This window comes from Salmonella sp. 32070601201500089SM (genome assembly GCF_017573605.1).
In the GTDB taxonomy this organism is placed as follows: Bacteria; Pseudomonadota; Gammaproteobacteria; order Enterobacterales; family Enterobacteriaceae; genus Salmonella; species Salmonella enterica.
This window is the reverse complement of record NZ_JAGETK010000007.1, coordinates 229,161-249,134: the sequence shown is the minus strand read 5'-3', so window position 1 is coordinate 249,134 and position 19,974 is coordinate 229,161. Positions and strand designations below refer to the sequence as shown.

Genomic DNA, 19,974 nt, shown 5'->3' with positions numbered 1-19,974 from the left:
CCGCCAGTTCACGCACACGCTGCAGGTTGTTGTTGATTTCGTTCAGCGCGCCTTCAGTGGTCTGCGCAATGGAGATACCGTCGTTAGCGTTACGGGAAGCCTGAGTCAGACCTTTGATGTTCGCGGTAAAACGGTTAGCAATCGCCTGACCTGCCGCATCGTCTTTCGCACTGTTGATACGCAGACCGGAAGACAGACGCTCGATAGCGGTGCCCAGTGCGGACTGGGATTTGTTCAGGTTATTCTGGGTCAGCAGCGACAGACTGTTAGTGTTGATTACTTGTGCCATAAAATTTTCCTTTTGGAAGGTTTTTGATAAAGCAATCTCCCATGAGAAAAGCGACTAAAATTCTTCCTTATCTGATGTAAAGGAGAAAATCATGGCTACTATTGGGTATATTCGGGTGTCAACAATTGACCAAAATATCGATTTACAGCGTAATGCGCTTACTAGTGCAAATTGTGACCGCATTTTTGAGGACCGTATCAGTGGCAAGATTGCAAACCGCCCCGGCCTGAAACGAGCGTTAAAGTATGTAAATAAAGGCGATACTCTTGTCGTCTGGAAATTAGACAGACTGGGCCGCAGCGTGAAAAATCTGGTGGCGTTAATATCAGAATTACATGAACGCGGAGCTCACTTCCATTCTTTAACCGATAGTATCGATACCAGTAGCGCGATGGGGCGATTCTTTTTTCATGTAATGTCAGCACTGGCCGAAATGGAGCGAGAATTAATTGTCGAGCGAACCCTTGCCGGACTGGCTGCCGCCAGAGCGCAAGGACGACTGGGAGGGCGCCCTCGGGCGATCAACAAACATGAACAGGAACAGATTAGCCGGCTATTAGAGAAAGGCCATCCTCGGCAGCAACTAGCTATTATTTTTGGTATTGGCGTATCTACCTTATACAGATATTTTCCGGCAAGCCGCATAAAAAAACGAATGAATTAAAATAAAAATCACAACAGGATGGATATAACATTTTTGTAATACAGGCGTATGGCATAAATAAAACGAAAGGGTATACGAAAAAGACAGCATCTAATTAAAAAGAGAAAAAATTCAACGCATTAACATATATAATGTAACGCGCTCACGATAAAGCCTATGTTATATCCAGCTATAGACGACATCGCTCAAAACACTACCAGACGCAGTGTTCACATAGAAAGGCTTTTTAATCAAACTGTTAGGTGTAAGCAATTACAGACAGAAAAAGTAGTAAAGTTTATGCCTCAAGTGTCGATAACCTGGATGACACAGGTAAGCCTGGCATAACATTGGTTATCAAAAACCTTGGTTTTCAAGAACCAATAAATCGTGTGGCTGATGCGCGATAAAAATCGCAGAGCGGTGACGATATCCGCATAAGGAGCTGTTCGTTCGCAACATTCGAACGGTAACGTAAAGCCGGTTTCATTGGCTAATGAAGACGAAGGGGACAAAATTACTACAGAGTTGATACCACAGAGATAGTCCAGGCTCGCAGGTGATACGGGATTTAACGCCGGAAAGTCCACACAGAACACGATCCGCCGCCGGACACCATTAAATTGCCCCGCAACGTGTTATCAATACTACTCCCTACGTTTCCCGTTACCTTGCTGTCGGTACGTTTACCTCATTGTCTGAAAGGTTATTTGCGAAGTTATCATTAATAATCCACGGGCGTCTGGTATGCGAATCCAGTTCCCCAATCCTGGCGCTTTGCCTTTGCGACCATACGCACGTAAATAAGCCTGAAACCAAACATCACCGCTTAACGCTCTCCTCTTTCCCGATTTTTACGCAAAAAATCATCACATGCTCAAGTGTCGTATTAGTTATTGCATTTTACAAATGATATTGGTAATTATTATCATTCTCATTAACAACTTGTTCGATTTATGACGTGGAGAGAGAGGATTTCTCATGCGTATTCTGTTTGTCGGTCCACCACTGTATGGACTGCTATACCCTGTGCTGTCCCTGGCGCAAGCGTTTCGTGTTAATGGCCATGAAGTGCTGATTGCAAGCGGTGGAAAATTTGCACAGAAAGCAGCAGAAGCTGGGTTGGTGGTATTTGACGCTGCGCCTGGTTTCGATTCGGAAGCGGGTTATCGCCGTCAGGAGGCATTACGAAAAGAAAATAACATTGGAACAAAAATGGGGAACTTCTCATTCTTCAGCGAAGAGATGACTGACCCGCTGGTCGCGTTCTCCGGGCAGTGGCGACCAGATCTCATCGTCTACCCTCCCCTTGGGGTCGTTGGACCACTGATTGCCGCTAAGTATGACATTCCGGTAGTGATGCAAACCGTCGGCTTCGGTCATACGCCCTGGCACATCAAAGGCGTGACGAAATCACTTTCTAACGCCTACCGCCGCCATGGGGTCAGCGCGCCACCAAGAGATCTGGCGTGGATAGACGTCACACCGCCCAGCATGAGCATACTGCAAAATGACGGAGAGCCGGTTATCTCCATGCAATACGTCCCGTATAACGGCGGCGCCGTCTGGGAAGAATGGTGGGAACGTACACCTGATCGCAAGCGTCTTCTGGTCAGCCTCGGCACCGTCAAACCGATGGTGGATGGCCTGGATCTGATTTCCTGGGTAATGGATTCTGCCGGCGAAGTAGATGCCGAAATCATCCTGCATCTTCCGGCAAACGCCCGCTCGGATTTACGTTCACTGCCGCCGAATGTCCGTCTGGTCGACTGGCTTCCGATGGGCGTTTTCCTTAACGGCGCCGACGGTTTTATCCACCATGGCGGCGCAGGCAACACCCTGACGGCGCTGCATGCCGGCATTCCGCAGATAGTCTTTGGCCAGGGTGCCGACAGACCCGTCAATGCCCGCGCCGTGGTCGAGCGCGGATGCGGCATTATTCCCGGTAAGAGCGGGCTTACGAGCAGCATGATCAATACCTTCCTCGGTAATCGCGCGCTTCGCGAGGCGTCGCAGGAGGTCGCGGCGGAAATGGCGGCCCAGCCTTGCCCGACCGAGGTGGCAAAAAAACTGATCGCCATGCTGCAACACGGCTAACCGCGGCAGCGCAATGACAATATGGCGGCTGAACCCAGCGTGTGTCGCCATATCTCATCTTTCACCGATAAGGAGGCTTAATGCCCGCGACTCATTCCCCCATGCCCGCTCGTGCCTGGATAGTTCGCCTTGCCCGCGTGTGTTGGGAACGTAAAACACTGAGCATCATTGTCATCGTAGCATCAGTATCGACCATTTTACTGGCTGCGCTGACGCCGCTAATAACGCGTCAGGCCGTCAATGACGCGATAGCAGGCGATACGACCCACCTGCCGTTACTTGCCTGCGGCCTGCTGTTAATTGCCCTTTTTGATTTTATCGGGAATTACGTGCGCCGCGGCTATGCCGGAGAACTCTCGTTGTGGGTTCAGCATACGTTACGTAGCCGTGCGTTCGACAGTATTCAAAAACTGGACGGCGCAGGCCAGGACGCCTTGCGTACCGGGCAGGTCATTTCGCGTACCAACAGCGATCTTCAACAGGTACACACCTTGCTACAGATGTGCCCGGTGCCGCTGGCGGTGCTCACTTACTATGTGGCCGGTATCGCGGTGATGCTATGGATGTCGCCATCCATGACGCTTATCGTGATTTGCGTACTGGCCGCCCTTGCTATTACCGCCCTGCGCGCCCGTCGCCGTGTTTTCGCGCAAACGGGGCTTGCCTCAGACCGGCTGGCGCACATGACGGAACATATGCGCGAAGTATTGGAACAGATCTCAGTGGTGAAGTCCTGCGTGGCGGAGTTACGCGAAACGCGTTGGCTCGATGGTCAGTCGCGGCAGATGGTGCGGGTACGCATCGGCGCCGCTATCTCGCAGGCGATGCCGGGCGCAACCATGCTGGCGCTACCAGTGATAGGGCAAATCGTCCTGCTGTGCTATGGCGGCTGGTCGGTAATGAATGGGCGCATCGATCTGGGAACCTTCGTTGCGTTCGCGAGTTTTCTCGCTATGCTGACCGGCCCTACCCGCGTACTGGCATCGTTTTTGGTTATCGCACAGCGCACACAGGCGTCGGTAGAGCGCGTCTTCGCGCTTATCGACACGCGTTCTCGCATGGAAGACGGTACTGAGTCGGTTGAGGGTCAGATTATCGGGCTGGACGTGGAGAAGATGAGTTTCCACTACGACAACGGTAACCGTATCCTCAATGAGATCTCGTTTTCCATTCACGCCGGTGAAACCGTGGCGGTGGTTGGCGCCTCCGGCTCCGGAAAATCAACATTGCTGATGTTGCTGGCGCGCTTTTACGATCCCACCTCCGGCGGGGTGTGGCTCAACACCACTGCGGGTCAACAGAATATTCGCGACCTGAAACTGACGGCGCTTCGTCGTCGCGTTGGCGTAGTTTTTGAAGACGCGTTTCTGTTTGCCGGTACGGTGGCGGAAAACATCGCCTATGGGCACCCGCAAGCGACTCAGGACGACATTCGACGCGCCGCCGATGCCGCAGGCGCCAGCGGGTTCATCAATGCGCTACCGCAGGGGTTCAACACCCGACTGGCCGAACGCGGAAGCAACCTCTCCGGCGGCCAACGCCAGCGTATTGCGCTAGCCCGGGCACTGATTACCGCGCCGGAACTGCTGATTCTCGATGACACCACCTCGGCGGTCGATGCCGGTACTGAAGCGGAAATTAATACGGCTCTTGGTCGTTATGCCGATAATGAGCATATGCTGCTGGTGATTGCACGCCGCCGTTCAACACTGCAGTTAGCCGATCGGATCGTCGTGCTGGATAAAGGCCGCGTCGTGGATATCGGTACCCAGGCGGAGCTGGATGCAAGGTGTCCGACGTTTCGCTCGCTGATGAGCGGCGAGGGTGATTTTCTCGCCCTCGCCCCGGCGGAACAACGTGCGCTATGGCCAACAACGCAGGCGGTAAAATCCGACGACGCGCATGAGCGCCAGCCCCCCGCCGGAAAAGGTTTTGTCGACCGGATGACGCGCGTTCCGGAACGCGCCGTACAGATGGCGCTGGCAGGCCACGGGCGTCAAGTCTCATCGCTGCTGACGCCAGTAGCCTGGATGTTCGTCATCGCCGCCCTGCTTATCGCGCTTGATTCCGCCGCAGGCGTTGGCGTGCTGGTGCTTTTGCAGCGCGGTATTGACTCAGGCGTTGCCGCAGGGGATATGTCGACTATTGGCATATGCGCTCTGCTCGCGCTGTGTCTGGTGGCGATTGGTTGGTGCTGCTATGCGCTGCAAACGATCTTCGCCGCCCGCGCGGCAGAGTCGGTACAGCATACGGTACGCTTACGCAGCTTCAGCCACCTGCTACGCCTGAGTCTTCCCTGGCACGAGAAGCACATCGACTCGCGTCTTACTCGCATGACCGTCGATGTTGATTCACTCGCCCGATTTCTGCAAAACGGTCTTGCCAGCGCGGCCACCAGCATCGTGACAATGGTCGCTATCGCCGCGGCAATGTTCTGGCTTGACCCCATTCTTGCGTTAACGGCATTAAGCGCCGTGCCTGTAGTGATGCTGGCGACGTGGATTTACCGCCGTTTGAGCTCGCCTGCCTACGCTCAGGCACGGCTGGAAATTGGTAAGGTGAACAGTACGCTTCAGGAAAAGGTCTCCGGTATGCGGGTAGTACAGTCACACGGCCAACAGAAGCAGGAAGCCGCCAGGCTACGGGCGTTATCAGACAACTTCCGCGCCACCCGCGTGCGGGCGCAAAAATACCTTGCCGTCTATTTTCCGTTCCTGACTTTCTGCACCGAGGCCGCCTATGCCGCCGTGCTTTTAATCGGGGCGACCCGGGTCGCCGGAGGCGAAATGACGCCCGGGATACTGGCGGCGTTCTTCCTGCTACTGGGACAATTTTATGGCCCGGTACAGCAGTTGTCAGGCATTGTCGATTCCTGGCAGCAGGCGACCGCCAGCGGCAAACATATCAATGCGCTATTGGCGACTGAGGACACGGAGAATATTGAACCGTCCTCCATAACGCCTGGCACTGGCGCACTACGCCTGGAGGCATTGACATTCCGCTATCCCGAAAAAACGCAACCTGTGCTTGATAATCTCTCGCTCACCATTCCGCCAGGAACGGTAGTCGCGGTGGTCGGACGTAGCGGCGCCGGCAAATCGACGCTGATCAAGCTGCTGGCCGGGCTCTACTCTCCCGGTAGCGGACAAATCCGTGTCGGTGAGCGCTTAATTGATGCCGCGTCGCTTAGTGATTATCGTCGCCAGACGGGGCTGGTCACTCAGGATGTCGCATTATTTAGCGGCGATATTGCCGAAAATATCCGCTATCCGCGGCCAGACAGCAGCGACACGGAGGTGGAGAGCGCGGCGCGACGGGCGGGACTCTTTGAAACTGTGCAACATCTGCCGCTGGGGTTTCGTACTCCGGTCAATAACGGCGGCACGGATCTGTCCGCGGGCCAGCGTCAGTTGATTGCCCTCGCCCGCGCCCACCTGGCGCAGGCGCATATTCTGCTGCTCGACGAGGCGACAGCGCGTATCGACCGTAGCGCCGAGGAGCGCTTAATGACCTCGCTTACCAGGGTGACGCATACCGAGAAACGCATCGCGCTTATCGTCGCGCACCGGCTGACCACCGCTCGCCGTTGCGATGTTATTGTCGTAATCGATAAAGGATGTATCGCTGAATATGGCAGCCATGAGCAGTTGATAGCGACTCATGGCCTGTATGCTCGTCTGTGGCGGGACAGCATCGGCCAGACACGCGATACGCAAGGAGAGGTCATAGGATAGTTTTTATCGCCACGATTTACGCAAAAGAAAGCCCGCAAGCGGCTGTTCCTGTAACAGCCGCTTTAGCTATTAGTACTGACCGAAATATAAATGAGATGGAATACAAAGAATGAGACTGAGCCCGCCCGTCGCTCCTGTCGCTATACAGACTGCTACGCGCCTTCGCCGTCAACTCGCCGCCGGAAGCCAGGTTGACGCTTCTCACTTCTGGCGAGCAGTAAACTCGCTCGCGCTGCCGCTGGTGACAGCCATTAACGGCGCAGACGATGAACGGGAAGTCACCTTCCTGTGGCGTGCCGCCTCTCCTCTGCGGGGGGTTTATGTTCGCCTGAACCGTGTCACCGATAAAGATAACGTGGCGAAAGGTATGATGACGCAACTGCCCACAACGGATATCTGGCATCTGACGCTTCGCTTACCGGCGTCCTACTGCGGTTCCTATACGATGGTCGAAATACCACCGGAAACCCCGGACGAGACGGTATTGCAGCTTGGAAGCCGTTTCGCCTCCCTTGTCGGGAAGGCGGACCCGCTGAACAGCACGCCGGGAATAAATGTTCGGGGTAATGCGCAGGAGTCTGTTCTGGCGCTGGATCATGCCCCGGCACAGGAGGAGTGGTCAGGCTGTCGCACTTACGCCGGGCAGCTTTTCACCTCAGAACATCGGCTCGCCGGACAACGTCGCCGTGTGCGGCTGTATCTTCCTGACGTTCCTGTCGTACAACCGCTGGGCTTACTGGTACTCACGGATGGCGAGATCTGGTTCGACCATCTTGGGGTAAACGCCGCCATTGACGCCGCCATCCGCAGCGGACGCATCGCGCCGGTGGCCGTACTCGGCATTGATAACATCAACGCGCGTGAACGCGTCGCAATACTCGGCGGTCGCCGCGAGCTGGTGCTCGACATTGCCGAACGCCTGCTGCCAACCCTTCGCGCCAAATACCCGGAACGGCGGTGGGCGGACCGTACACAAACGGTGCTGGCTGGGCAAAGCCTCGGCGGCGTGACCGCGCTGATGGCGGCCCGCCACGCGCCAGAGAGCTTCGGCCTGGTACTGAGCCACTCCCCCTCAATGTGGTGGACGCCGGACAACCGCAATCGCCCGCCCCATTTCAGCGCAGAAGAGCGCTCATGGGTCAGCGAACATGTGTTATCCGCGCCCTCGCCAGCCGTACGTACGCATCTGTGCGTGGGATCGCTGGAAGGTTCGACGGTCCCGCAGGTCAAACAGTTGCATGAAAAATTGCGCGCCGCCGGCGTTGAAAGCCATTGCAGCGTGTACACCGGCGGTCACGATTATGCCTGGTGGCGCGGCGCGCTGATTGACGGATTACGTCTACTGCCCCGATAAAACTTCACCTGCCAAAAAGGAATCACATCCGATGTATGGTCGCCAGTACCACAACAAGTGCTATCGCATGGCGCTATTTTTAGTGAGTTTTTGTTTTAGCGCGCTGAGTTATGCGCAGCCGGATATGCAGCCATTAGGACCGAATATTGCTGATAAAGGTTCGGGATATTACCATTTTAGGGTCAATGACTTTCAATCTGCCGATGGCGCAAGACATTACCGGGTATGGACCGCTATTCCCAATAAAGCCGCCCCGCCGTCGGGTTATCCTGTCTTATATATGCTGGACGGCAACGCAGTGATGGACAGACTGCCGGAGACGCTGCTCAAACAGCTGGCAGACCACTCGCCGCCGGTGATTGTGGCGATTGGCTATCAGACTAACCTGCCGTTTGATCTTAACGGCAGAGCTTATGACTATACGCCGGCACCGGGAATCGATCGCGAAGGCAGTGAAAATAACCCGCGTTTTCATCGTAAGACCGGCGGCGGGCCAGCGTTCCGCCAGCTACTGGAGAGACATATCGCGCCGCAGGTGGAACAAGAAACAACCATCAACCCCGAACGGCGCGGGGTATGGGGACATTCTTATGGCGGCCTGTTCGTTTTGGACTCCTGGCTGTCGTCATCCTTCTTTCATATCTATTACAGCGCCAGCCCGTCACTCAGCAGGGATAACTTTGCCCTGTTGAATCGCCTTACGACAGTGAAGCCGTCGCCGTTCTGCCATAAAAAACTCATCATAATGGAAGGTTCAGCGTCGAATGGGGATAGCAGGCAACGCCAGATGGCCGAGCTCCTGCAAAAAGTTCAGGAGACCGTGAGAACGCTTGAGAACAACGGCGTTAACGCGGCCCTGCAGCATTACCCGGGCCTGGGCCACGGGCCCATGTTTAACGCCTCTTTTCGTAGTGCATTGCTGGATATCAGTCGCGAACCGGCAAGCCAAGAACCACGCTGCCATTAACCCGTCGCCAGAATATGCCCGCCAGCGGCGGGCATAACCCATCAAAACGAGGCCGTCACACCGGCATAATAAGCCCGCCCCGGTTCGTTATAGGTATTTGCCCCTTCGGCGGAGCGATAGATCTGTTTATCGAAGATATTGCTGATACCGACATTAAGACGCAGGTTCTTATTGATATCGTAGTTAACGTTAGCGCCGACCAGTGAGTAAGCCCCCAGCGCTTTCCCGGACAATCCTTTGGTCTCTTCACTACGCGACTCCGCATGTGTTCGCGGTTTTTGCTTGCCGTATAACGTCCAGTTGACGTTAGCGGAGAGCGCGCTGGTGATAGTCCAGTCGAGGAAGGTATTCACCGTATATTTCGGGATTATCGATAAGGGATTACCGGTATCTTTTTGCTCAGAAGCGATCATATAAGTCGCATTGGTATTCCAGTTCAGACGGTCCGGCATCAGCGGAACAGCCATGCTGGCTTCAATACCTTCAATCAGCGCCTTACCGCCGTTCTGCCACTGCAATACATAAGCGCCAGATGCGCTTCTGCCAATAATCTTATCACCTGCGACAATCTTATTCTGATAATCGTTACGGAAATACGTGACGCTTGCGTGGTAATCGTCTACGGTAAATTCCAGCCCGATCTCTTTATTGATGCTAATTTCAGGATCGAGGTTCTTATTACCGACCAGGTAACAGCCGCCTGACGTAATATCTTTTGGACAACCGTTGCCTTTCGAATAGAGTAAATACCCCTCACTGGTTTGATACAAGTTCGGTGCCTTAAAGGCCCGGGCAATACCGGCTTTCACCTTGACGTATTCACCTAACTCCTGGGAAAGGTTAAGACTGGGACTAAAATTACTCCCGGATTCGCTCAAATAGTCAAAACGCAGACCCGGAATAATATTGGTACCGGCCATGGGTTCGATATTATCTTCAACGTACAGCGCACTGATTTCCGATTTATTTTTGCTGCTACGGTTAGCCGCCGAACCGGGAATCCCGGCGATATTGCTATCCTTAACCGTCAGACTGGTAGAGGAAGGATCGTTCAGCTCATCGCGGTTCCACTCCGCGCCGACGGTGAGCGTTTGCTCAAATAGCCATATCACCGGGACATTCACCTCGCCGCTGGTGCGATACGAGATCAGGCGGTTAGTGGTGAACGTCTGGTCGTTGGTAATGCGCCCCTCGCCGCCGCCGGAGAGTCCCTCATTCATGCGGGTATTATCGGTTTTTTCATAGTAGAACCCCAGGCGGCTTTGCCCCCAGTCCCAGATGCCGTTATGAGTTAGACCGTAATTCTGCCGGTACAGGCGATTGGTCTCCCGCCCGGACTGCGCCAGACTTTTAGTAACCGCGTTCGAAGTACTGTTTTGCGTATCGCCGGCATAGATATTCCCCTGCCGACTGTATCCCGCTTCAAAATCAAGGATTTGCTGCGGGGTCATTTTCCATGAGAAGACGCTATTAATATCTTTATTGGTGACCCCCTCCCGTCCGGCGGCATTTTTGGTACCGGCGGAGGAGTTAATATCCCAGCTGTCGGCATCGGTTCTGTTGAGATTACCGTACAGGCGCATCGTCAACGTATCACCAGCCAACGGGCCGCTAAGGCTAAAGTTACCCCGCCGGGTGTCACCTTCTTTGCTGCTTTCCGGCTGGTTGGTATAGAGCGACAGCGAGCCGTGCCAGTCGTTAGTCGGACGTTTGGTGATGATATTCACCACCCCGCCAGCGGCACCGGAGCCATAGCGCGCGGCGGCGGGCCCACGGATCACTTCAATACGTTCTACCATCTCCGGCGGTACCCAGTTCGTATCGCCACGGGTGTCGCGTTCTCCGCGCCAGCTATAGCGAACCGAATTTCGCGACGTCACCGGCACGCCGTCAATCAGCACTAAGGTATTTTCCGGCCCCATACCACGAATATCAATTTGTCGGTTATTTCCGCGCGTCCCCGAGGCGCTATTGCCGGTAAGATTAACCCCAGGCATCTTACGAATAATATCGGCAAGATCGTTAACGGGAGGATTCTTTTGAATATCGTCACGAGTAATAATCGAAACGCCCGGCTGTTGCTTTAATACTTGCTCGGCGGTGGATTCAACCACCATCGTTTCGCCGTTGTCGTCAGTAGATTCTGCTGCTGATAATGGACTATTAACCCCTGTAGAAACCACGGTTATTAACCAGAGGAACTTATTAACTTTCATACCCATTCCCTAAATAATGTCTAAAGTAGCGCTGTTGCCCTCAAGCTCACATCCTTGCCAAGTTACGTCTATATAGTAATTATTATCATATGCTAATGATAATAATTATCATTCAATTAAGGAAAAGGCAATCTTTCGACCACAAAAATCTGGTAATAAAAAAACGGAAACGGGATTTTGCAATATGACTCTCTGTCCGGGCTCCGCTTTGCCAGTAAATCCGGGAAGGGGGGCAGAATGCGCCTACTGAACGGAGGTTTTACAAAACAGAAATAGATAAAATAAAACTATTTTTCAGATCGTTAATCACAAGAAACACCCAGGTAAGATGGTATAGCACGGTTCAGGGTTCACCGCCGCTTCCCTGCCGACGGCGAACCATTCTTACAGTTTGCCAGCGACTTTCCGTCTGGGTAATGGTGGGATCGGATACGATTGTAGTCATTCGATATATGACGATGAAAGTGATGTTGGCGCCAAAATACAAAGCGCCTGGTAATATTTATCAGGCGCTTTGCAGACTGAAAACCATCAAACATCGGTTTCTCGTTCCCCAGGATCTACCGGGAAAAATGGCAACCCACAGTTAGTGGATTTTACTGTCGGGTCTTGCCAGGGATGTTGTGTTACCCCCAGATCTTTTAAAAGACCTCGTAACAGCACTAACTCGCTGGGTGTCATTTTTTGCTTTGATTCACCCCCTTTAGGTGGACGAATATCCTCCTGACTAGTACATGTAACACAATAACCTTTTAACTCTATCCATTTAGGCGCGGGGGGGCCCTTAGGATCGGGAGGCGTCGGGCTGGCAACGCACGAACAGGCACTTATACATCCAGGCATAACGTTTTCCTTTTCAAACAATTCACTTTAGTTGGAAGTTCTACTTGAGAAAATAGAAATAGTTATTCAGATATTTTTACCGTCGCATACTCCTGTAATAATAAAAGATACTGTAAATAATTTACTCCCAGCTACTATTCAGTAGCAGATTGTTATTCTTACATTGCTTTTATTTCAGATTTACGTCAAATAGGGCTAAATATTTTCACTATAAAATACGTTAAAAAGTGTTTGTGTACTCGTAGACATTGTGGCGTCTTCAGTACGCAAATCGGTTAGTGTACAATCTTTAAAACAGGTATTGTTTAAATTAGCCTCAGCCAAATCAGCCCCGTCCAGGTTCGTAGAAATGAAACTAGCCTTTCGCAGGTTTGCCCGGGTTAAGACAGCGCCTTCCATAATTGCAGCCATTATAGTAGCACCCTGTAATGTCGCACCGCTCATATCAGCACGTATAAGGGTTGCGCCTGAAAGATTAGTGTGATCCATATTTGCACCGGAGCAATTACATTCTATCATGCTACAGCCTAACAGACTCGCGTGTTGTAAATTGGCGCCAGTAAGATTAGCGTGATCGAGGGTAGCGCCACACATAATGCTATCTTCCAGACAGGCGTTCTTGAAATTACTGTCGCCTAGTGATGTTCCCGATAGATTTGCGCCCTTAAAATTTGCACCTTCACAATCCGCCATAAACAGCACTGCCCCCTCTAAATTTGCGCCGCTTAAGTCTGCGTCACATAAATTTTCTGACGTCAGATTTGCTCCGGTAAGGACAGCGCCTTTAAGATTCATGCCTCCCTGGGCAGTTAATATTACAGAATCCTGAGGGAGAGAAAATTCGCATCTGAATAGTAAAGCTCGGCATATTTTTTCAAAAGAGGCAAGCGGAATTTCTCTTGTCTCAGAATGGTCGCCTTTACTGACTCGTACAATAACTTGTCCAGCTTCGTTATTCTCACCAGGAAGATTAAATTCGACACGACACCCATCCATATCATCCAGGATGATGTTTTCTGGCAACGGAGCACCTCTGTCAGGCATTGTACTTTTCAATGTCTCAGCCATAGTCTCTATCAATTCCTGATATTGTGTTTCATTTCTCCGACGTATCCCACCACAGGTAAAAAAGTTAATGATATATTCCAGAATGGTTTTGGGCGAGGTAGCTTGCCGCATAGCAGCAGAAGTCCCCGCGCCAAAAGCAGATTTAGCCATACCAGCCAGACTATCGAGTGAACGCTCCATATATTTTCTCCCAGAGACAGCAACACAGTGCATGATAAAATTTATCATATAGATTTGCATTTAGAGATAAGGTGAATACCCCCTTTACGTCTGGTTACATAATAACGTATCACGACGCGTTGCTGTCTGGCTTACACAATAGCAGCCAAATAAATATATTGGCTTATACTCGTCATACTTCAAGTTGCATGTGCTGCGGCTGCGTTCCCTCACCCCAGTCACTTACTTTAGTAAGTTCCTGGGGATTCGCTCGCTTGTCGCCTTCCTGCAACTCAAATTATTTAGAGTATATAACATTATTTAAAATAATAAACACGGCATTCGTTTTAATACTACGTTCAGGACTCATCCCACTCATTAGCAGAAAACCTATTAAAAAGCGTGTTCAGGCGTTTTATTACCGCCATTGATAAACTGTTTAACAACATCGTCTGTACAGACCTTCTTCGTTGCCTTTACGTTTAACTCAATCAGGCTACCGTCTCGGTTATAAGTCTATCGAGTAGTAGGGACGTAGTATGACGATGCAGCAAAGTGATATGGAAAGATATAATCCATTATTAATGTTAAAAGAAGTCATGGCGCAGACGCCTTATCGCCATAAACGCTGGGGAGAGCGTAAGTTTCGCTATAAATTTGTATTACGTTGCCTTATTAACCCCGTAACGACAATTAAATACTTCAATGAATTATGCCATCTGTCTCAGCCCAGAACGCTGATTATTCATCGTCCACTGTTGCCGGCAAAAATCCAGCGGCCCTATTTGTATACCGGGCTTAGCATACGTTGCCGGGCAAAAGCTATTCTGGAACACTACCAGTTCGTTCAGTCCTTTCCGGAAAGTAAAATTAAAAAGATCCTCCTGTCCGAGGAACAAATCTTGCTCGCTCACCTGGAAGGAAAAAACGACGCTCTGGTAGATATCTACTGCGGTCCCTGTGGCTATGACAGAGAAGGTGAGCTGACATTAACGCTGTGTTTCAATGATACGCCGTTGGCACGTTTATCATTTTCCTTTATCCGCCATGAAGGGAAGCAAATAGCGCTGGTTGCCGGGTTACAAGGGCCCAGTAAACATGTCGGCCCACAAGTCATACGTAACGCCACCAAAGATTGTTACGGTCTCTTTCCTAAACGGATGCTGTATGAAGCTTTTGCAACATTGATGCAGGCCTGTAATGTCGACGAGATTTATGCGGTAAGTGAAAACAACCATGTTTATCGTCAACTCAGGTACTTATTCCAGAAGAAAAAAAATTTTGTGGCCAGCTATAGTGAATTCTGGGAGTCGCTAAACGGCGTTAAGAAAGGTGCCTTATATCATCTGCCATCACAGGTGATGCGTAAAGCGCCTGAAAGTATCCCCAGCAAAAAACGCGCAGAGTATCGGAAACGCTATCATATTCTGGATACAATAATACAAGAGGTTAACAGCCTCTCCCGGTAGAACTATTTCATACGCGGATGTGCAGATCCTGCTACCGTTCAGCGGATCTCTTTGAAATCTGTATCGCTACTGGATGGTTAAATACAGAATGGCTTGCGAGTGAATAGCGCGGCATTTAACCGTCGCTTTCACTCATGCTATGATCAACATCTTAATCTTATTCCCTTCACCATAACGTCATCGATTAGCATATTAACCATTAAATACAAGCTAAACATTTGTCACATTTTTATTTGGTTAAGCAAAAAAATAATACAAAATAGCATTTTCAGTAAGCTAAGTCAGGAGTTTTGGTGAAAATACAAGAAGTTAAGCGTATATTAACCCGCTGGCAGCCGTCTTCCTTTACCCTATACCGGGAGGTGTTTACGCAATACGGCGGTAGTATCAATATGCACCCAGATATTGTGGATTATTTTATGAAGCGCCATAACTGGCATTTTAAATTCTTCCACTATAAAGAAGATGATAAGATTAAAGGCGCCTACTTTATCTGTAATGATCAGAATATTGGCATCCTGACGCGCAGAACCTTCCCACTATCGTCAGATGAGATACTTATTCCGATGGCACCAGATTTACGCTGCTTCTTACCCGATCGTACTAACCGACTTTCGGCGTTACACCAGCCACAAATACGCAATGCCATATGGAAACTCACCAGAAAAAAACAAAATTGTCTGGTCAAAGAAGCGTTCTCTTCTAAGTTTGAAAAAACACGCCGTAATGAATATCAGCGATTTCTTAAAAAAGGCGGAAGTGTAAAAAGCGTTGCTGATTGTTCTTCTGATGAACTGACTCATATTTTTATCGAGTTATTTCGGTCTCGTTTCGGCAATACTTCATCCTGCTATCCCGCTGATAACCTTGCCAACTTTTTTAGTCAACTGCATCACCTTCTGTTTGGGCATATTCTTTATATTGAAGGGATACCCTGTGCATTTGATATTGTACTGAAATCTGAAAGCCAGATGAACGTCTACTTTGACGTATCTAATGGTGCAATTAAAAATGAGTGCAGGCCACTCAGTCCCGGCAGCATACTAATGTGGCTAAATATTAGCCGTGCCAGACATTACTGCCAGGAAAGACAAAAAAAATTGCTTTTTTCCATCGGCATACTAAAGCCTGAATGGGAATATAAGCGCATGTGGTCGACCCCCTATTTTACCGGAAAATCTATTTGCTAAAAAGAAAGCCTGGACGTAAATATGTTTTTTACGTCCAGATTTTTCATAAATCCTGATGAACTGATAAAAAACGAAATTTAATCAGAATTTAAAAAATAAGTTAACAACCATATAATCATAATGACAATTACTCGAAATTCACTTACACTATACTCGGTTTTATGGAATTGATTAACACGGTATGTTACAGATAACGTGCTAAAAAGCGTGCAGCGGTTATACATTTTCATATGTGTGTGTCATTAACCTGGCGTCAGGAACAGATGATGATGACAACTACCCTTTTATCTCTTCTGGCCTGGCATACAGTCAGTAGATTAAAGGAGTAGCCTTGCTTTATGGCATTACAAAAATGCGGGTGGGGTCTATGCTCAATGTATACGTTATTTGTAACAACGCTCTTGTGCATAAACAATACGTTATTGCCAACAGCACTGAACGGGTACAGTGGTTCTTGCTGACAACAGGCTTAAAGATCGCCTTAACACGGGATACCTGATAACTGGATTATATTATGACACATGCAGACTGGCTGATTCTTGGGTATACAACTGTTATTATTATTTTTGGTATTGTATGTTATATCGGATTGCTTAAATTGATAACGAAAGGCAAGCATGAAAAATAACGCACTTACCGGGAAGAATATACTCTCAGGAGATAAAATGCTTCGGCAATGATATGACACCACTGCCGAAATGCTATTTTTACAGAAATCAATCAGGTATTGAGGGTGATTTTATCATAGCCGCGCCAGCGATAATTCAACAACGAGAGCAGCCAGAATAGCACAAAAGCCCCCACTACCCAGAAGCCCACGTTCCCCATATGATCGTTAAGCGTGCTTACGGTCTGCCAAAATGTTCCGCTTAACTGTAACGCATCATCAATCAACCCCAGCGCCTCAAGCCCGCCAATCGCCAGCGCGACAATGACGGATGCGGCGGTAATGGTCATATTATAATAAAGCTTACGTAATGGATGCGAGAAAGCCCAACCGTAAGCGCCGACCATGACAAAGTTATCCAGGGAATCCACCAGCGCCATCCCGGCGGTAAACAGCACAGGAAAAATCATCATCGACCAGAGAGATAGCCCCTGGTTGGCTGCTGAAGCGGAAATGCCCAGCAACCCAACCTCGGTTGCGGTATCAAATCCCAGACCAAACAGAAAACCGACAAAATACATATGCCAACTGGAAGTGACCAAACGAAACGTACGCTGAAATATACGCGTCATCAGCCCGCCAGGTATCGCCTCGTCATGCGCCCTCACTGACTCGCCGCGGGTAACCGAGCGAAATTGCCGCCAGACGTTGAACAAAATAAACAGGTTAAGCAGGGCCATCGCCAGCAGAAAAAAAGCGGAAACAGCCGTACCAATCAACGAACCATATTGATGCAAAACATCAATACGATCGCGAAATGCCATCGACGTCACAACAATCGCCAGACATGCCAGAACGACAATGGTCGAATGACCCAATGAAAAAAACGCCCCCACGCCTAAAGGCGTTTTACCCTGCTGCATCAGTTTACGGGTGACGGTATCGATGGCTGCGATATGATCGGCATCAACCGCATGACGCAGCCCAAAGCTATACGCCAGTATGGCTGCGCTTAGCATGACGGCATGGTGATGAAAAACACAGAACGCCCAAATCCAGGCCAGGATGTTAACACCGACAAGAAAGAGGGTTAATGCTATTCCCCGTCGTTTAGTATGATTATTCATGCCCCTGCACCCACTATATTTTTAATTAACGCTACGGTTTGTAGGGGGAATATATGATCATTTGATTAAAACGTCACACATCAAGATGCGACTTTTTGTAAACGTGCTTTACCGCTGACACATTTGTGCGCATTACTGCGGAACAAGGCTTAAAAAGCGTATCCGAACGTATAACCCTCCCAACGCTTCACTACGGGAAAAATGGGGATGAGTACGGTGCAGGCGTGCGATATCATTGACCAAAGCCAGACCAATGCCCGCCCCGGCCACATTTCCTACGTTATCGAGCCGGTGGAACGGCTGTAGCGCCAGATGGATGTGTTCATCATCAATGCCGGGGCCGCTATCTTCGACAACCAGCGTCACGGCATCGCCATCCCGTTCAAGCCGCGCGGTGACGATGCCTTGCTCAGGCGTGTATTTCAGCGCATTATCCAGCAAGTTTCCGCATAGCTCGCTAAGCAGTACCTCATCCCCCTCGATCCACATCGCTTCCTGTTCGCCTTCGTAGCCCAGGTCGATATGTTTACTCCGCGCCTGCGCCAGGCGGGTAAAGCAGCCGCTCTGTACGATATCGTACAGATTCACCGGTGAAAAGCGCCGCTCGCCCTGCTCTTTATGCTTTACCGCAGAAAGTTGCAACAATCTTTCCGTGAGCTGAATGGTACTATCCAGCGTTACGCTCATCGCCTGCAGACTTTCGTACCAGTGATGAGGGTGCTGGCTGGCTAACGCCACCGCCGCCTGCGTTTTTAACACCGCCAGCGGCGTTTTTAACTGGTGAGAAGCATCGGCACTAAAGCGTTCCTGCCGGGAAAGGATGCCGCGGAGCCTGTCAATGTAGCGATTAAACGCCACGATTAACAAGCGTGTTTCCGACCACGGCAGCAGTTCCGGCAGCGGCGTTAGCAGACCCGGTTCGCGGCGTACCATTAATGACGAAAGTTGACGCATAGGGCGCAGGATCCGGCGTAATAACCAGCCAACCAGCACCAGGGTCAGCAACACCAGCAGCCCCTGTGAGATCCAGGAAGAGAACAGCAGTTGGCCCGCCAGATAACGACGGGACTGCAGCGTCTCTGCGACATAAATCTCCGCCATGCCGATAATGCCGCCTTCGTTGACCGGCTGTAGCAAACGCGCCACGCGGATCGCCTCGCCGCGATACTCGGTATGATAGAACCACGCCAGCGCCGGATAAAGCCGGGTACGGGGCGTAGCGGGCGGCATGACGGGCAGATCGTTATAACCGGAAATGACCTTTCCGGAAGGGTCGACGACTTTGTAATAGAGTCGATCATTCATATTAAGCTCGAAGCTATCCAGCACCACCCAGGGCACGTTAACTTCCAGATGGTTATTGCGCACCACCAGCCGTTCCGATACCGTTCGCGCCGAGGAGAGCAACGTACGATCATAAGCCTGAGTGGCGGCCTGTAGCGCATTGACATAGCTGTTAAACGCCGACAGCCCCCATAGCAGAATCAGCGGCAACCCCAGGAACAGTAAGAGTTGCAGGTACAACGATTGCGGCTTAACCCACTTCATCGCCGCGCTCCAGCACATAACCCAGGCCGCGCAGCGTCGTAATTCGTACATCGCTTCCCTGAAGTTTTTTACGCAGTCGATGAATATAAAGTTCGATGCTTTCAGGGCTTACCTCATCGTTCAGGCTGAACACCTGTTCAAAAAGCTGCTGACGCGAGACCGGCCGCGTTCGTCGGTACATCAATACGATTAAGAGCGCCTGCTCACGCGGCGTCAGCGCTAACGGCTGTCCCTGTAACAGAAAATACCCTTCATCATGAAAGATCAATTCACCCAGTTGCTGAACTTCATGAACCTGCCCAGCGCTGCGTCGGAGCAAGGCCCGTAAACGAGCATCCAGCTCTTCCAGTTCAAAGGGTTTCGGCAGATAGTCATCCGCGCCGACGTTGAGACCTTTTACGCGATCCGCCACCGCGCTTCGCGCCGTGAGCAACAAAACGGGCAAGGTCTGACCGCGTTTACGCAGCCGTTGCACCACCTCCAGTCCATCCATTCCCGGCATATTGATATCCAGCACCGCCAGAGCGTACATTTCACTGTGCAGAAGATGGTCAGCCGCCAGGCCGTCAAATACGCAGTCCACGGCAAAGCCGTTTTGCACCAGCGCTTTCTCCAGCCAGTGAGCCAGCTCACGGTTATCTTCCGCCAATAAGAGACGCATAT

General features: G+C 50.7%; 13 protein-coding genes and 1 pseudogene. 7 read left to right on the top strand and 7 right to left on the bottom strand.

Translation table 11 applies throughout. The annotated features are described in order from the left end of the window. Positions 1 to 289 (bottom strand): annotated as a pseudogene (locus J4728_RS13915) (flagellin FliC); the annotation flags it as partial. A 91-nt stretch (positions 290 to 380) separates the two neighbouring features. Between J4728_RS13915 and hin the strand changes: the two are divergent. The 5 genes from hin to J4728_RS13890 all read left to right on the top strand — a co-directional run bounded on the left by hin (position 381) and on the right by J4728_RS13890 (position 9,084). After that, on the top strand, positions 381 to 953 hold the full coding sequence (hin, locus tag J4728_RS13910) for a flagellar phase variation DNA invertase Hin (protein ID WP_000190912.1): 573 nt from the start codon (positions 381 to 383) through the stop codon (positions 951 to 953). Between the two features lie 960 nt (positions 954 to 1,913). Then, positions 1,914 to 3,029 carry a salmochelin biosynthesis C-glycosyltransferase IroB gene (gene iroB / locus J4728_RS13905; protein ID WP_208211906.1) on the top strand — a complete coding sequence of 372 codons (1,116 nt, stop codon included), beginning with the start codon at positions 1,914 to 1,916 and terminating at the stop codon, positions 3,027 to 3,029. Between the two features lie 80 nt (positions 3,030 to 3,109). Continuing rightward, the gene (gene iroC, locus J4728_RS13900; protein ID WP_208211904.1) at positions 3,110 to 6,763 is read left to right on the top strand and encodes a salmochelin/enterobactin export ABC transporter IroC; all 3,654 of its coding nucleotides are present in this window, start codon (positions 3,110 to 3,112) and stop codon (positions 6,761 to 6,763) included. A 109-nt stretch (positions 6,764 to 6,872) separates the two neighbouring features. Then, on the top strand, positions 6,873 to 8,117 hold the full coding sequence (locus tag J4728_RS13895) for an esterase family protein (RefSeq protein ID WP_208211903.1): 1,245 nt from the start codon (positions 6,873 to 6,875) through the stop codon (positions 8,115 to 8,117). A gap of 31 nt (positions 8,118 to 8,148) precedes the next feature. Then, positions 8,149 to 9,084: an alpha/beta hydrolase gene (locus J4728_RS13890; RefSeq protein WP_140236690.1), complete on the top strand. Its 936-nt coding sequence runs from the start codon at positions 8,149 to 8,151 to the stop codon at positions 9,082 to 9,084. A 41-nt stretch (positions 9,085 to 9,125) separates the two neighbouring features. On the opposite strand, the gene J4728_RS13885 is transcribed toward J4728_RS13890, so the two are convergent. From J4728_RS13885 to pipB2, 3 genes are all read right to left on the bottom strand, one after another. Then, on the bottom strand, positions 9,126 to 11,300 hold the full coding sequence (locus tag J4728_RS13885; RefSeq protein WP_279577525.1) for a TonB-dependent siderophore receptor: 2,175 nt from the start codon (positions 11,298 to 11,300) through the stop codon (positions 9,126 to 9,128). A gap of 531 nt (positions 11,301 to 11,831) precedes the next feature. Continuing rightward, the gene (locus tag J4728_RS13880) at positions 11,832 to 12,164 is read right to left on the bottom strand and encodes a hypothetical protein (protein ID WP_077463764.1); all 333 of its coding nucleotides are present in this window, start codon (positions 12,162 to 12,164) and stop codon (positions 11,832 to 11,834) included. Between the two features lie 174 nt (positions 12,165 to 12,338). Beyond that, the gene (gene pipB2, locus J4728_RS13875; protein ID WP_079959894.1) at positions 12,339 to 13,391 is read right to left on the bottom strand and encodes an SPI-2 type III secretion system effector PipB2; all 1,053 of its coding nucleotides are present in this window, start codon (positions 13,389 to 13,391) and stop codon (positions 12,339 to 12,341) included. Positions 13,392 to 13,909: 518 nt separating this feature from the next. Between pipB2 and J4728_RS13870 the strand changes: the two genes are divergently transcribed. Then, positions 13,910 to 14,839, top strand: a complete 930-nt coding sequence (locus J4728_RS13870; RefSeq protein ID WP_208211901.1) for a VirK family antimicrobial peptide resistance protein — start codon at positions 13,910 to 13,912, stop codon at positions 14,837 to 14,839. Positions 14,840 to 15,132: 293 nt separating this feature from the next. Beyond that, positions 15,133 to 16,029, top strand: coding sequence for an antimicrobial resistance protein Mig-14 (locus J4728_RS13865; protein WP_000701514.1), 897 nt, complete (start codon positions 15,133 to 15,135; stop codon positions 16,027 to 16,029). Positions 16,030 to 16,749: 720 nt separating this feature from the next. On the opposite strand, the gene J4728_RS13860 is transcribed toward J4728_RS13865, so the two are convergent. The 3 genes from J4728_RS13860 to tctD all read right to left on the bottom strand — a co-directional run bounded on the left by J4728_RS13860 (position 16,750) and on the right by tctD (position 19,972). Further along, on the bottom strand, positions 16,750 to 17,763 hold the full coding sequence (locus J4728_RS13860) for a HoxN/HupN/NixA family nickel/cobalt transporter (protein WP_208211900.1): 1,014 nt from the start codon (positions 17,761 to 17,763) through the stop codon (positions 16,750 to 16,752). Between the two features lie 132 nt (positions 17,764 to 17,895). Then, the gene (locus tag J4728_RS13855) at positions 17,896 to 19,311 is read right to left on the bottom strand and encodes a sensor histidine kinase (RefSeq protein WP_208211899.1); all 1,416 of its coding nucleotides are present in this window, start codon (positions 19,309 to 19,311) and stop codon (positions 17,896 to 17,898) included. Beyond that, entirely contained in the window at positions 19,298 to 19,972 is a 675-nt protein-coding gene (gene tctD / locus J4728_RS13850; protein ID WP_208211898.1) for a transcriptional regulator TctD, read from the bottom strand. The genes J4728_RS13855 and tctD overlap by 14 nt, the downstream gene beginning before the upstream one ends. Positions 19,973 to 19,974: the final 2 nt, after the last annotated feature.

Bases quoted from the DNA above. Each gene is read 5' to 3' on its own strand.
- hin (WP_000190912.1), top strand. From the start codon at position 381: ATGGCTACTATTGGGTATATTCGGGTGTCAACAATTGACCAAAATATC.
- iroB (WP_208211906.1), top strand. From the start codon at position 1,914: ATGCGTATTCTGTTTGTCGGTCCACCACTGTATGGACTGCTATACCCT.
- iroC (WP_208211904.1), top strand. From the start codon at position 3,110: ATGCCCGCGACTCATTCCCCCATGCCCGCTCGTGCCTGGATAGTTCGC.
- J4728_RS13895 (WP_208211903.1), top strand. From the start codon at position 6,873: ATGAGACTGAGCCCGCCCGTCGCTCCTGTCGCTATACAGACTGCTACG.
- J4728_RS13890 (WP_140236690.1), top strand. From the start codon at position 8,149: ATGTATGGTCGCCAGTACCACAACAAGTGCTATCGCATGGCGCTATTT.
- J4728_RS13885 (WP_279577525.1), bottom strand. From the start codon at position 11,300: ATGAAAGTTAATAAGTTCCTCTGGTTAATAACCGTGGTTTCTACAGGG.
- pipB2 (WP_079959894.1), bottom strand. From the start codon at position 13,391: ATGGAGCGTTCACTCGATAGTCTGGCTGGTATGGCTAAATCTGCTTTT.
- J4728_RS13870 (WP_208211901.1), top strand. From the start codon at position 13,910: ATGACGATGCAGCAAAGTGATATGGAAAGATATAATCCATTATTAATG.
- J4728_RS13860 (WP_208211900.1), bottom strand. From the start codon at position 17,763: ATGAATAATCATACTAAACGACGGGGAATAGCATTAACCCTCTTTCTT.
- J4728_RS13855 (WP_208211899.1), bottom strand. From the start codon at position 19,311: ATGAAGTGGGTTAAGCCGCAATCGTTGTACCTGCAACTCTTACTGTTC.
- tctD (WP_208211898.1), bottom strand. From the start codon at position 19,972: ATGCGTCTCTTATTGGCGGAAGATAACCGTGAGCTGGCTCACTGGCTG.